This is a genomic window from Acidovorax sp. SUPP950, assembly GCF_030158935.1.
GTDB lineage: Bacteria > Pseudomonadota > Gammaproteobacteria > Burkholderiales > Burkholderiaceae_C > Paracidovorax.
This window is the reverse complement of sequence record NZ_BQXE01000001.1, coordinates 1584543-1597301: the sequence shown is the minus strand read 5'-3', so window position 1 is coordinate 1597301 and position 12759 is coordinate 1584543. Positions and strand designations below refer to the sequence as shown.

Genomic DNA, 12759 nt, shown 5'->3' with positions numbered 1-12759 from the left:
CAAATCCTCAAACAGGAATCAACATGATCGAATCCATCTACGTTGGCATGACGGGCTTGTCGAGCTTTTCCCGTGGCTTGCGCGTGATCGCCAACAACACCACCAATCTCAATACGCCTGGCTTCAAAAGTACGTCGCTCCGGTTTTCGGACGCTTTTTATTCCAATGGCAGCTACTCGGGCCGACAGTTCGGACAACTGGGCTATGGGGTGAGCACGGCGGGAACAACGTTGTCGTTCAAGGCGGGGGAGCTGCGCCAGACGGGCAATGGCCTGGATCTGGCCATCGATGGCCAAGGGCTTTTTACGCTCAAGGGTGAAGATGGCCGTATCACCTATACCCGCGCGGGGCAGTTCCAGTTCAACAGCGACGGCATTCTGGTGGATCAGAGCACCGGAGCCAAGGTCATGGGCGTGGGGGCCAACGGCGCTCTCACTGAAATCAGCATTGCCAATCTCAAGACGAGCCCGGGCAAAGCAACCGCAGTCGCCAAGTTCACCGGCAATCTCTCCAGCACCGGAACCGACCAGACCATCAATGGGGTGCGTGTCATCGACGCGGCAGGGGGAGAGCATCTGCTCACGGTCAAGCTCACCAACACAGGCACCACCACGCCTGGAAGCTGGCAAGTGGACCTGATGGATGGCACCACCGTCGTCGGGACGAAGCAATTGATTTTCCAGGACGGAAAACCGACAGCGGCCACGGCAAAGCTGGCCTTTACCTACACACCGACCGGGCAGGCGGCTCTGCCTTTGACCCTGGATTTCGGCACGGATGTGACCTCCTTCGCATCTGGCACGCTATCCACCCTGGCCTTCGCATCGCAGGACGGATACGCCCCTGCGGAGCTGAGCGCCGCCGCCTTCGACGCGAGCGGAACGCTGGTTTTGACATATGCGAATGGACAGACCGTGAAGGGTTCACGCCTGTCGCTCGGGCGCTTCGATTCGGCAGATGCCGTCGGATCATTGGGCGACAACCAGTTCGAAGCCCTGGATGGCAACGCTTGGCACACCGGCGTAGCTGGTGGTGCATTCGGGTCAGTGCGATCCGGGTACATCGAAATCTCCAATGTGGACCTGTCACAAGAGTTCAGCGATCTGGTGATCATGCAGCGTGGATACCAGGCCAGCTCCCAGGTGATCTCCACCGCCAATGAGATGCTGCAAGAGCTGTTTTCAATGAAGAGCCGATAAGCCGTGTCTTCATCCCCCGACCGTCACAGCACTACCGCGGCCCCGGTTCGTGAGTCCGCTGGGCTGCTGTCCCTCGAGGACTCGCGCCGCAGAAGCCGCGAACTTCGCAGCTGGAGCGTTGCTGCCCTCGATGGCATGCGGAGCATCTTTCAGAACGTGTATGACCGCTGGCGCCAAGACTGGGGGGTGTCCACCGGGATTGCCGCGGGTGATGCGGAGGTTCGCGTTCTGGAAACTTCCGCGCGCCCAATCTTCAGCGATGCGAAGGCCCGGCAGTTGCTGGGCGCGCTCATGTTTGGAGAATCGCCTGCAGCGTGTGATTTCAGCGCGACTGATCATCCTAGCGCGCCCATGGCTCGCCAACTGGGTGCGCAGGCCTGGGAGGCCTGGTCCCGCAGCATTTCGCAGGTTCTGGCGCGGGGAGCGGAGGGCATTCCAGATGCAGAGTTGCCCAGCCTTCCAGGCGAAATGGCGCCTTGGTCGGGCGACCTGACCATCACCTTTCCTTGGGGGGAGGGCCGATGGGCGCTCTGCTTGGGCGCAAGCGCCGTAGAGCGCATTTTGACGGGCCATGGGTTTCAGGAAAAAACGCGTGCATGCCCGTTGCCTGAAGCCCCTGCGCGCGCCTTGATTTCCTTGGTGGATGCCTTGCGTCCCAAAGCCCTCCATGTGCGAGTCGAATTGACCTCGGTGACTTTGAGTCTCGGGCAATTGCAGACGGTGGCGTTGGGCGACGTGATCGCTTTGGATCACCGGCTCGATGCGCCTGCGGTGGTGCTTTTGGGGTCACTACAGGCCACCTCCGATTCGAACAACATTCCTCCCACGCCTCTTTGCGCTGCCTGGCTGGGTCAACGCCAGGGAAAGATGGCCGTAGAGCTCCATCCGTCGGCATGAACCCTGTTTTCAGATATTCCATGACTACCAACTCGACCGATACGCCCCAGCACGCCCATCGCCTTGAACTGGCAGAGTTCGATCACCCTGCCGATCCGGACATGGCATCGTCGCCGCTCGTGCCAACCCTTCATCCCTTGCATCAGGTCAAGACGACGTTGCAGGTGTGCGTCGGTGCGGCGACAGTGACGGTGGGTGAACTGCTGGGTGCGCAGGCACAGCAGGTGATTCTTCTTGATCGGAGCGTGGACCAGCCGGTCGATCTCCTGTTGGAAGGCCAGGTGGTCGCCCGTGGGCAACTGGTGGCGGTCGGGGATCGTTTCGCCGTCCGGCTCACCGAACTGCCTTTGCCGCTGTCCTTGGCGACCCCTGCTGCTGCACCATGACTTTGCCGGCAACCATTCCGCTGCGGCGTGAACCCGAGGCAGCCGCATCCACGCCTGGTCTGGAAGCGGCCTGGATGGGCATTTTGGTGGTACTGGCTTTGCTGGCCGCGGTGGTGTGGCGAAAGATCCGCATGCGCAGGCCGGTCGGGCAGGCTCCCAAGGCCACGATGACGCGCTGGAGCGATCTGTGGGCCAGACGTTCTGATAACGGTCTGGCGCTCGTGTCCAGCGCGCGCTTGACGCCAAGCCATAGCGTGCATGAAGTGCAGTGGCAAAGCCGCCGCATGCTTATCGGCTGCGCGGGTCAATCCATGCAACTCCTGGGTGAAGTGCCTGCGGTGGCGCCCGATTCCACGGGGCTGTCGGCCAATAGGGGCGAAGGTTCCGAAGCGCCATGAACAAGATGCTGACATTGCCCGCCCGATGGGGCCGGGGGCGGCCAACCCGGTGGATCAGCGTGCTCTGCGCATTGGGCCTGCTCGGCCTGACCGGCGCGGTGTACGCACAACAGGCCGGCAACGGGGCGCTCGGGGCCAGCGCTGAGACATCGCAAGCCTTGCGCATCGTGCTGGGGTTGACGGTGCTGGCGGTACTGCCTGCACTGCTGGTGTGCATCACGGGATTTCTGCGCATCATCATCGTCTTGTCGATGCTGCGGCATGCCATCGGCATGAACGAGACGCCACCGAACACGGTGCTGATCGGCTTGGCGCTTTTCCTCACCCTTTTCACGATGGCGCCAGTACTGGAGCAGGTCAATCGCGAAGCGTTTCAGCCTTTCATGGCTGGCAAGATCAGTATGGAAGCGGGATACACCAAAGGCATGGCACCCTTGCGCGACTTCATGGTGCGGCAAACGCGTGAGCAGGATCTGGCTTTGATGGTCGAATTGTCGAAGGCCAAGCCACCGACATCGATGGACGACATCAGCAACGTCCAGCTCATTCCTGCCTTCATGCTCTCGGAACTGAGGGCCGCGTTTCAGATCGGCTTCGTCGTCTTTTTGCCGTTCCTGTTGATCGATCTGATCGTGTCGAGTGTGCTGATGACTTTGGGCATGATGATGATGCCGCCAACCACCATTGCGCTGCCGGTGAAGATTCTGATGTTCATCCTCATCGATGGTTGGAGCTTGCTGCTCAAGGCCCTGGTGGGCAGCTTCCATTGATCGGGTTGGAGCGCCAGGCATGGCTGAGACAGCACGTTCTGCGAGTTCCATCGCCTCGCCCATCCCCGAGCCGGAGGATGGAGAGACACTGCTCTGGCAGCGCTGGCGCCATGCCGCAGACATGGAGGCTCGCGATCGTTTGATTCAGATCTTTCTGCCTTATGCCCGCATGTTGGCGGCGATCAGTTTCAAGGGGCGCTTTCACGACGAAGTGGAGTTTTCCGACTATTTTCAATTGGCCAGTATCGGCCTGGTGGAGGCGGTGGATCGCTACGATCCCGAACAAGGGGCCCGCTTCAAAACCTATGCGGCGCACCGAATTCGGGGGGCGATTCTGAATGGCTTGGAGAAGCTGACAGAAAAGAACCAGCAGATTGCCCTGCAGAAGCGCTTGCGTAAGGATCGCCTGGACGCTGCCAAATCGGAAGCGAGCCTGTCTGCCGATTTCGTTCTTCCGTATGAGGGCGATGCGGCGGCTAGAAACCCTTCAAACTTGCTTGCCTATCTGGCCGAGGTTGGAATCGACCTTGCGCTGGGCATGATGCTGGAGGGCACCGCAATGATCGCTGGCGAAGCATCGGAAGATGCCTGCATGGCGATTTCTCCGGAAGTGCTTTACTTTCGAAAGAGTGAGAGCCAGCACTGGCAATCATTACTGGGCGATCTGGTGGATCGATTGCCGGAACAAGAGCGGCGGGTGATCCGATGCCACTACCAGCAGAACATCGCATTCGAAGACATCAGCCACATGATAGGCGTTTCAAGAAGCCGCATATCGCAGATACATCGACAGGCACTTCTGGGCCTGCGCAAATCCCTGGCGGAAGGTGCCGCGTGTGATGTCACCTGGTAGCACCTTACCGCTCGAGCATGGCACCACCCCGGGCCACGTCAAACTATGCAAACCACACTGACCCCTCGCTTTTCCACACCCGTCGATTCCGATGCTGCGGCAACGCTCGCCCGCCTGGATCGATTGGAGGCCTACCTGCGCGACGATTCGGATAACGAAACGTTGCTCGCTGAGGCATTCAACGCGGCGCTGCAATGCGCGGCCTGGTCCCGTGCGGAGTTTCATTTGCGGCATGGGAAAGCGCTGCATCCCGATTCGCTGCAATGGGCATTGCGCGAAGCAGATCTTTGGCTGGCCCAATCCAATTTCGACCAGGCGGCCATCGTTCTTCGGGCGTTGCAGGCGCAGCCTGATACGCCAGCAGGTTTCAAAGATGCCGTCCTGCATGACTTGGCATTCATCGATTTCCAGCAAAGGAACTACGGGGCCTGCACAGCGCTATTGGCAAGTCGCATGCAGGCAGGCGATGCAGACCAGGAATCAGCGGCTGGCACCATGTCTCGTGAAATGGTTGTGCTTTGGCTGCGCGCCCTTCACCATGCCGGTGATTTGGAGCGGGCGGTGCGGTGGACGCAAGCCCTGGAAGAACAGCGCGGTCTTTTCCCTCAAGCCGCAGGAGTCGCCAGTTTGGTCGCCCTGGATGCTGCGCAGATGGCCCTTGCGAGTCGCTGGTCGGCCATGGCACTTGAGCAGGCATCCGCGTCGGACCGACCCATCGAGGCCCTCGTTGCACAGGCATCGCTGGCACTCGCCTCCACCGATGCGGCCAAAGCCCTTGATTTCTCCGAACAGGCATTGCTCATCCATCCCCAAGACGGCCGTGCGTTGTCAGCACATGCGTTCGCGCAGCTTCTAGCGGGTCAACCACAGGCTGCTTTGGCGTCTTTCCGCAGAGCCTTGTCGTTCATGCCGAACCATATCGGCACTTGGCACGGTCAAGGGTGGACGCAACTGACACTGCATGATCCGCAAGCTGCGTGCACCAGCTTCGAGGCTGCACTGGCCCTGGATCGCAATTTTGCGGAAAGCCATGGGGCGTTGGCCGTCGCCCTGGCGCTTCAAAAACAAACCGAGCAGGCGGACCAGCATGTTCAACTCGCGTTGCGTCTTGACAGCGCCAATTTGTCTGGTCGCTTTGCCCGGGCAATCCTGGAAGGAAAAACTTCAGACGCTCAGGCATTCGAGCAACTGGCGCGTCGGCTATTGGGTGGCGAGATGTACGAAACCGTCATGGGAGCCGTCAATCGCCGCGGATGAGCGCACGGCCGTCGCGCTCTAAGTGGCTTGCTGCAATAGAGAATCGACGGCGACCGAGCATGCGCTCTTAAGTCCAGGGTCATCCTGCATCTGCCCGATGACCTGATCGAGCAAATGCGGAAAACCTGGGTCCACTTGCAGCCTTGCTCCAAATTCCTTGGTGAGCACGGCTTCCATGAATATCCTCAACGCCTTGCTTCTGCGCTCAGGGTCGTCCGCGGGAATGGCGCGTATCTGCCGCAACATGGGCTGTTCGGAACCCGGGGAATTCTGAACTTCTTTGGACTCACGTTGACGCGCAGGAGAAGCCGCGCGCACTCGCCCTGTCGATTCGAGTTGCGCCCGGACGATGGCACTCAACTGGGATGCTGCGTCAATCCGAGTCATGGCCAAGTCCTTTCACCACGCGGTTGAGTGGCGGTTGAGGTCAATGTGCCGGGCCTTGCTGAAGATAGTTCGACAACAGCACATGGGAAGACTCGTCCTCGTCGGGCTGCGGGGCCAACAGCGTTGGAGCTGCCACCGGCACTGCTTGCTGTGGCGATTGGTGCGCGCCCGGCAAAAGCGCATCCATTTGCGCCAAAACCTTGCGAATATCAGCGGACATCGGCGGATGGTCTGCATTGCGGACCAATCCAGCTTCGAAACACGCCCGGGCTGTATCGAAACTGTCGCCAGCCAGCGCGGCAAAACCCCTGATCCAATGGGGCAGGGGGCTCTCATCCTCCAAACCCAACAGCGGCTGCCACGTGAGCAGCGCTGCAGAAGCACGCCCGGAGCTGAACTGCAGCAGGCCAAGCTGGTACCGGGCAACGACAAGCCCGGGCGACAGCAACACGGCATTTGCAAAACCTTGTTCCGCCAAATCCATGCGCCCGAGGGATGCGTGTTCGGCCCCCAGCAAAAAGTGAGGCAGGCCGGACTCCGGCTGTTCCTGGATGGCTTGCCGCAAGAGTGCAATCGCTTGCTCACTATCGCCATGGGTGCTTGCGGCGATCGCGTTCTCCAGGGCAGACGACATGGGGGAAGAAGACATCAAGTTTGCCTAAGTGATACAGACCGAAGAAGGGTAGGAAGGCAACGGTCCAAAGTACCGTAACCGTAGTGGGCATGCCTTCGGATGGGCATGTTCAATATATCCAGCGATAGCGAGACATGTTGAGCACTCTGGTTTTTAATCCTGACTGGTTTACTGGGAATTTTGCTGCTCCATGGATTGCATCAGCTAGAGAGTGTTGTGAACTTCCTGCCCCAGCCAGCACCCGTGCGGCAGCGGACAACGTGAGCACCGCAAAGACAAGGAAATGCAGCCCGCCCACTTCGGGCAGTCGCTCGCAGTCCCGCGAGAGCCCTGCGGAATCTCGTCAGCCAGCCGAAGCTGCGCTCCACCACCCAGCGCCGGTGCAGCAACACGAACCCCTTCTTCTTCGCCTCCGGCAACGTCATGGTCTGCAGGTCGATCCCGTTGTCCTGCGCCGCCTTTGATGCAGCCTACACCGGTGTAGCCCTGGTCCACCCAGGCACGCTGCACTGGGCGGTCCGTGGCCTGCGTCACGTCCTTGCACAGGCGCTGCAGCTGGGCACGCTCCTGTTCGTCAGTTGGCGTGACATGCACCGCCAGCAGGTGGCCCAGCGTGTCCACGGCCATGTGGACCTTTCTGCCGCGCTCATCTGCACGTGCGCCCATCCATCACCACGGCGCTGGGCTGGCCTTGGCGACCCTGCGCTACGCGAATGATGGAGCGCAGGTCGAGACCATCGCCTCGAAGCAACCCGCGTCCAACCAGCGCCGGCGTGCTGAGAGACCACTTCCCAGGGCGGCGGGACCATGGGGCTGCATCTGCCAGGGCGGTCCCGCGCGTCACAGCCAGCGCAGGGCATTGAAGACTTCCCGCAGATCGTGCTCTCGCTGGGAAGCGTGCCTGTCCATCAGGGTCAGATAGGGTGCCGCGAAGCTCCATTCTTCATCGCTGATGTCCGTTGGGTACGGCTCGCGGGGCATCTGCAAACTCTACTCGCGGCTTTGCTCTCACTGAGAAAGTTCACAATACGCTCTAGTTAAAACGGTATCGGTTAAACCGGGCACATCAGGGCTTCCAGCTGTGCCTGGATTCGCTGGTTGCGCGTGGGCTCGTGCACCAGCAAGAGTGCGTGGGGATGCGCTTTGCCGATGCGCGATGCTGATCAGCGTTCGCCGCGGTTTGTCGGCCCGAAGTCAATGAAATCGGCCGGCACATTCGCCGTGAGCCAGACGCCATTCTCGGCTTGGTAGAACCGGTGCCCTTGGCCGTGCATGGTGGCCGCTGCGATGGACAGCACCACGGGCTGCCCGTATCGCTGCCCCACGCTGGCCGCCGTCTGCGCATCCTCTGAAAGGTGCACGTGGTGCCGCAAACCCGGCAGCAATCCTTGCTGGCGGATCGACTCCAGAAACCGGGTCGCAGTGCCGTGGTACAGAACAGCGGGCGGCGTCTTTTCCTCCATGCGGATCGACACGGTGGGGGTGGAGTGCCCTTGCACCGCGCGGATACGGGAGCCATCTTCCGAAATCGAAAACCGTTTTTTGTCGCTGGTCACGACGACCTGCTCGATCAATGCACGGTCCAGCGCACGACCGTGCAGGGCCGCTGCCGCGATCAATGTGTCGATGGGGGCCCAGCCCTCGCGATCCAGGGTCAGCCCGATGGATTGGGGTTCATGGCGCAGAACGTAGCTGAGAAACTTGCTGGTTTCGGCGAGTGGCTGGGTGCTCATGGAAAACGCTGGAGCTGCTTATCCGGCCTGGCGGCCCGTCACTCTGCCGCTGCGGCGATCAATGCCTGCAGGGCCTCGTCCACTTCGCGGTCCTCGACCCCCTGCTGCGGCACCAGGCAGGTTGCCAGCGCCTGCCGTGCTCCCGCTTCCTTCTGCAGCCGTGCAATGGCCTGCCCCGCATCGCGCGGCGCATCAAAGCCGGTGCTTTGCAGCAGCACCCGGCCATCCACCGCGACCAGCTTGAAGTAGAACTTGCCGTCCGCTTCGCGGTACTGCTTGAACGTCGGCAGTGCCGCCTTGGCGGGCTTGGCCTGTGCGGGCGCCGCCACCGCGGCGGTGCGCAAACTGCGCAGCCCCACGGCCCCGCGCAGGTCGCGCATGAACGGCGTGGCGATGGCGCGTGCGCGTTCGGCGCCGGCCAGCAGGGTGTCCTCGATCTGCGAGGGGTCGGCCATCAGTGCTTCGTAGCGCGCGCGCATGGGGGCGATGACCTGGTCCACGCGTTCGAACAGCACCTGCTTGGCGTCGCCCCAGGCGATGCCTTCGGCGTATTGCCGGCGCAGCGCGGCGGTTTCCGCCTCGGTGGCGAAGGCTTGGTAGATCTGGAACAGGGCCGAGCCCTCGGTGTCCTTGGGTTCGCCGGGCGCGCGCGAGTCGGTGAGGATGCCGCCGATGAGCTTGCGCAGCTGTTCGCGCGAGGAGAACAACGGGATGGTGTTGTCGTAGCTCTTGCTCATCTTGCGGCCATCGAGGCCGGGCAGGGTGGCCACATGCTCGTCGATGGCGGCCTCGGGCAGCACGAAGCGCTCGCCGTACAGATGGTTAAAGCTGGCCGCCATGTCGCGCGCCATCTCGATGTGCTGCACCTGGTCGCGGCCCACGGGCACCTTGTGGGCCTTGAACAGCAGAATGTCGGCGCCCATGAGCACGGGGTACATGAACAGGCCGGCGGTCACGCCGTCATCGGCCTCGCGGCCGGCCGCGGTGTTCTTGTCCTGCGACGCCTTGTAGGCATGGGCACGGTTGAGCACGCCCTTGCCGGTCACGCAGCTCAGCAGCCAGTTGAGTTCGGGAATTTCCGGAATGTCGGACTGGCGGTAGAAGGTGACGTGCTCAGGGTTCAGCCCGGCGGCGAGCCAGCTGGCCGCGATCTCCAGCGTGGACCGCTGGATGCGCACCGGGTCTTCGCACTTGATGAGCGCGTGGTAGTCGGCCAGAAAGTAAAAGCTCTGCACGCCGGGCTGCAGGCTGGCCGCGACGGAGGGGCGGATGGACCCGACGAAGTTGCCCAGGTGCGGCGTGCCCGTGGTGGTGATGCCGGTGAGAAAGCGCGTGGTGGTCATGAAAGCAGGATCCGCAGAAAACAAAGAAAAAAAGAACCGCAGCCGCAGGCCTTTCGGCACCGCAACCTTCAGGTGCGGGTGCCGATCAGCGCAACATCGCCATCAGGGGCGTCAGCAGCAGGTTGATGGCCGAGTAGCCCAGCGACATGAGCGGGCGCAGCCAGACCGCACCCACCACGCCGGCCACGACCAGGGCCAGCACGATGAAGAAGCCGTAGGGCTCGATGCGCGACACCATTTGCGCCTGCTTCCAGGGCAGCAGGCCGACCAGGATGCGCCCGCCGTCCAGCGGCGGCAGCGGGAACAGGTTGAAGGCCCACATGACGAGGTTGACCAGCATGCCGGCGCGCGCCATCTCCAGGAAAAAGCGCTCCTGCACGCCGAAGCCGACCAGCGCGATGAGGAACACCGCCCACAGGATGGCCTGGAAGAAATTGGAGGCCGGCCCCGCCAGCGCGACCCAGATCATGTCGCGCTTGGGGTTGCGCAGGTTGCCGAAATTCACCGGCACCGGCTTGGCGTAGCCGAACAGAAATGCCCCCGACGTGGCGAAGTACAGCAGCAGCGGCATGAGGATGGTGCCGACCGGGTCGATGTGCTTGAGCGGGTTGAGCGTGATGCGGCCCATCATGAACGCGGTCTGGTCGCCGAAGTGGCGCGCGGCGTAGCCGTGGGCGGCTTCGTGCACCGTGATGGCGAAGAGCACCGGCAGTGCGTAGATGAGAACGGTTTGGATGAGGTTGGAGAAGTCCACCGGGCGATTGTCTCAGACGCCGGCATGGGGCCTTTCCCGCGGCATAAGCGCAACTACGGAGGGCGCCCGGCGCGATCGTTGATAGCATGGCACGGCATGTTGCAAAACGTAGCCTGTGCACACCGCCGGGCGCCGGTGGCTGCCTGCGATAACGACATACAACAGGCATAGGAGACAGTCGATCATGGGCTTGGACAGGCTGAAGATTGGTACGCGGCTGGTGCTGGCGTTCGGGGCGCTCGCGGCGCTGATGGCGCTGCTGGTGGTCGTGGGGCTCACCGACATCGGGCGGGCGCAGGCGTCGCACCGCGCGGCGTTGCAACTGGCGGGCGGCCTGGCCGACGCGCAGCGAATGCCGCTGGTGCAGGCCGTTCAGGCGGCGCAAGGGCAGCTGGACGACGTGCGGGTGTGGCTGCTGGTACTGGGCGGGCTGGTGTTCGCGGTGGCCATTGCCGCGTTCCTGCTGCTGCGCCAGGGCATCGTGAGCCCCCTGGCCCAGGCCATCGTCATCGCCGAAACCGTGGCGGCGGGCGACCTGAGCAAGGAGTTCAGCTCCGACCTGCAGGGCGATTTCGGGCGGCTGCTCGGGGCGTTGGGCACGATGGAAGACACCTTGACCGAGCTGGTCTCGCGCATCAAGCAGTCCACCGATGCGATCACGCTGTGCGCGGGCGACATCGATTCGGGCAATTCCGATCTGTCGCGCCGCACGCAGGAGCAGGTGTCCTCCCTGACCGAGACGGCCGCGAGCATGGCGCAGCTCACCTCCACCGTGCGCCAGAACGCCGACCGGGCGCGCTCCGCCAGCGGCCTGGCCGTGGCCGCGTCCGCCACGGCCGAGCGCGGCGGTGCGGTGGTGGGCGAGGTGGTGCAGACCATGCAGGCCATCAGCGGCAGCTCGCACAAGATCGTGGACATCATCCAGGTGATCGAGGGCATCGCCTTCCAGACCAACATCCTGGCGCTCAACGCCGCCGTGGAAGCGGCCCGCGCGGGCGAGCAGGGCCGTGGCTTCGCGGTGGTGGCCTCCGAAGTGCGCAGCCTGGCCCAGCGCAGCGCCGTGGCGGCGCGCGAGATCCGCACACTGATCCAGGAGTCCGTGCAGCAGGTGCAGAACGGCACCGGTCTGGTCGGCCAGGCGGGCAAGACAATGCAGGAGATCGTGCACGACGTGGGGCAGGTCACTGCCCTGCTGGGTGAGATTTCGAACGCCCTGCACGAGCAGAGCGACGGCATCGCCCATGTGAACCAGGCGGTCGCGCACATGGATGGCGCCACGCAGCAGAACGCGGCGATGGTGGAGGCGGCGGCGCGGGCCGCGTCGGTGCTGTCGGAACGCGCGAACGACCTGCAGCGCGCCGTGGGCGCGTTCAAGCTGGACGATGACGACACGCCCGCCCTGGGCTCGCCCGGCCATCACGGCCCGTCCACTCTGCGCCTGCCGGCCTGAGGGCAGCGGCGGCGCGTTGACTCGCGTCTCAGTGCCGCGTCAGCGCCGCATCCATCAGAGGCCCAGCGCCTGCAGGCTGCCGCGGCCCTCGCGCACCACCCGCGGTTCGCCGCCGTCGTACATGTCGGTCAGGTCCACCACGGTGGTGGGCTCCAGCGGGCAGGCGCCCGCATCGACGACGGCGTCGATCTGGTGCTCGTAGCGCTCGCGGATCTCGCGCGGGTCGTTCAACGGCAGGGTTTCGCCCGGCGCGATGAAGGTGGTGGCCAGGAGCGGCGCGCCGTGCAGTTCCAGCAGCAGTTGCAGGCCCTTGCGGTCCGGCACGCGCAGGCCGATGGTCTTGCGCTGCGGATGGCTCACGCGGCGGGGCACTTCCTTGGTGGCGTCCAGGATGAAGGTGTAGGGCCCGGGCGTCGCCAGCTTGAGCAGGCGGTACTGCCGGTTGTCCACGCGGGCGTAGTTGGCCAGCTCCGACAGGTCGCGGCACAGCAGGGTGAGGTGGTGCTTTTCGTCCACCTGCCGGATGCGGCGCAGGCGGTCCACGGCCGCCTTGTCGTCCAGCTGGCACACGAGGGCGTAGCTGGAGTCGGTGGGCACGGCCAGCACCGCGCCTTGCTTGAGCAGCGCGGCGCCCTGCTTGAGCAGCCGGGGCTGTGGGTTGTCGGGGTGGACTTCGAAATACTGGGCCAAGGGGAAGG

The 12759-nt window shown here is 63.3% G+C and carries 14 protein-coding genes and 1 pseudogene; 8 read left to right on the top strand and 7 right to left on the bottom strand.

What is annotated here, in order from left to right; genetic code table 11:
- Nucleotides 1–23 precede the first annotated feature (23 nt).
- Genes AVME950_RS07345 through AVME950_RS07315 form a run of 7 tightly spaced genes read left to right on the top strand, consistent with a single transcriptional unit; the run spans nucleotide 24 to nucleotide 5760 of the window.
- Nucleotides 24–1199 carry a flagellar hook protein FlgE gene (locus AVME950_RS07345; RefSeq protein WP_284429280.1) on the top strand — a complete coding sequence of 392 codons (1176 nt, stop codon included), beginning with the start codon at nucleotides 24–26 and terminating at the stop codon, nucleotides 1197–1199.
- Nucleotides 1200–1202: 3 nt separating this feature from the next.
- The gene (locus AVME950_RS07340; RefSeq protein ID WP_284429279.1) at nucleotides 1203–2096 is read left to right on the top strand and encodes a flagellar motor switch protein FliM; all 894 of its coding nucleotides are present in this window, start codon (nucleotides 1203–1205) and stop codon (nucleotides 2094–2096) included.
- 20 nt (nucleotides 2097–2116) lie between these two features.
- The gene (locus tag AVME950_RS07335) at nucleotides 2117–2482 is read left to right on the top strand and encodes a FliM/FliN family flagellar motor switch protein (protein WP_284429278.1); all 366 of its coding nucleotides are present in this window, start codon (nucleotides 2117–2119) and stop codon (nucleotides 2480–2482) included.
- On the top strand, nucleotides 2479–2880 hold the full coding sequence (locus AVME950_RS07330) for a flagellar biosynthetic protein FliO (protein ID WP_284429277.1): 402 nt from the start codon (nucleotides 2479–2481) through the stop codon (nucleotides 2878–2880). Before AVME950_RS07335 ends, AVME950_RS07330 begins: the two co-directional genes overlap by 4 nt.
- Nucleotides 2877–3650: a flagellar type III secretion system pore protein FliP gene (fliP, locus tag AVME950_RS07325; protein ID WP_284429276.1), complete on the top strand. Its 774-nt coding sequence runs from the start codon at nucleotides 2877–2879 to the stop codon at nucleotides 3648–3650. Before AVME950_RS07330 ends, fliP begins: the two co-directional genes overlap by 4 nt.
- A 19-nt stretch (nucleotides 3651–3669) precedes the next feature.
- Entirely contained in the window at nucleotides 3670–4503 is an 834-nt protein-coding gene (locus AVME950_RS07320; protein WP_284429275.1) for a sigma-70 family RNA polymerase sigma factor, read from the top strand.
- Nucleotides 4504–4548: 45 nt separating this feature from the next.
- Complete coding sequence (locus AVME950_RS07315) at nucleotides 4549–5760, top strand: tetratricopeptide repeat protein (protein WP_284429274.1); 1212 nt, start codon at nucleotides 4549–4551, stop codon at nucleotides 5758–5760.
- Nucleotides 5761–5778: 18 nt separating this feature from the next.
- On the opposite strand, the gene AVME950_RS07310 is transcribed toward AVME950_RS07315, so the two are convergent.
- The 6 genes and pseudogenes from AVME950_RS07310 to AVME950_RS07285 all read right to left on the bottom strand — a co-directional run bounded on the left by AVME950_RS07310 (nucleotide 5779) and on the right by AVME950_RS07285 (nucleotide 10611).
- Nucleotides 5779–6147: a hypothetical protein gene (locus AVME950_RS07310; RefSeq protein ID WP_284429273.1), complete on the bottom strand. Its 369-nt coding sequence runs from the start codon at nucleotides 6145–6147 to the stop codon at nucleotides 5779–5781.
- A gap of 40 nt (nucleotides 6148–6187) precedes the next feature.
- Nucleotides 6188–6796, bottom strand: coding sequence for a tetratricopeptide repeat protein (locus AVME950_RS07305; RefSeq protein WP_284429272.1), 609 nt, complete (start codon nucleotides 6794–6796; stop codon nucleotides 6188–6190).
- A 202-nt stretch (nucleotides 6797–6998) separates the two neighbouring features.
- Nucleotides 6999–7762, bottom strand: a pseudogene (locus AVME950_RS07300) (IS5 family transposase); the annotation flags it as partial.
- A 182-nt stretch (nucleotides 7763–7944) separates the two neighbouring features.
- Nucleotides 7945–8514: an RNA 2'-phosphotransferase gene (locus AVME950_RS07295; RefSeq protein WP_284429271.1), complete on the bottom strand. Its 570-nt coding sequence runs from the start codon at nucleotides 8512–8514 to the stop codon at nucleotides 7945–7947.
- Between the two features lie 38 nt (nucleotides 8515–8552).
- Nucleotides 8553–9857: a tryptophan--tRNA ligase gene (locus AVME950_RS07290; protein ID WP_284429270.1), complete on the bottom strand. Its 1305-nt coding sequence runs from the start codon at nucleotides 9855–9857 to the stop codon at nucleotides 8553–8555.
- An 85-nt stretch (nucleotides 9858–9942) separates the two neighbouring features.
- Entirely contained in the window at nucleotides 9943–10611 is a 669-nt protein-coding gene (locus AVME950_RS07285) for a site-2 protease family protein (protein ID WP_272565547.1), read from the bottom strand.
- Nucleotides 10612–10795: 184 nt separating this feature from the next.
- On the opposite strand from AVME950_RS07285, the gene AVME950_RS07280 reads away from it, so the two are divergent.
- Nucleotides 10796–12061, top strand: coding sequence for a methyl-accepting chemotaxis protein (locus AVME950_RS07280; RefSeq protein ID WP_284429269.1), 1266 nt, complete (start codon nucleotides 10796–10798; stop codon nucleotides 12059–12061).
- 54 nt (nucleotides 12062–12115) lie between these two features.
- Here the strand turns inward: AVME950_RS07280 and AVME950_RS07275 are convergent, their stop codons facing one another.
- A complete protein-coding gene (locus tag AVME950_RS07275) occupies nucleotides 12116–12751 on the bottom strand; it encodes an L-threonylcarbamoyladenylate synthase (RefSeq protein WP_272565544.1) in 636 nt (211 codons plus the stop codon).
- Between the last annotated feature and the right edge of the window lie 8 nt (nucleotides 12752–12759).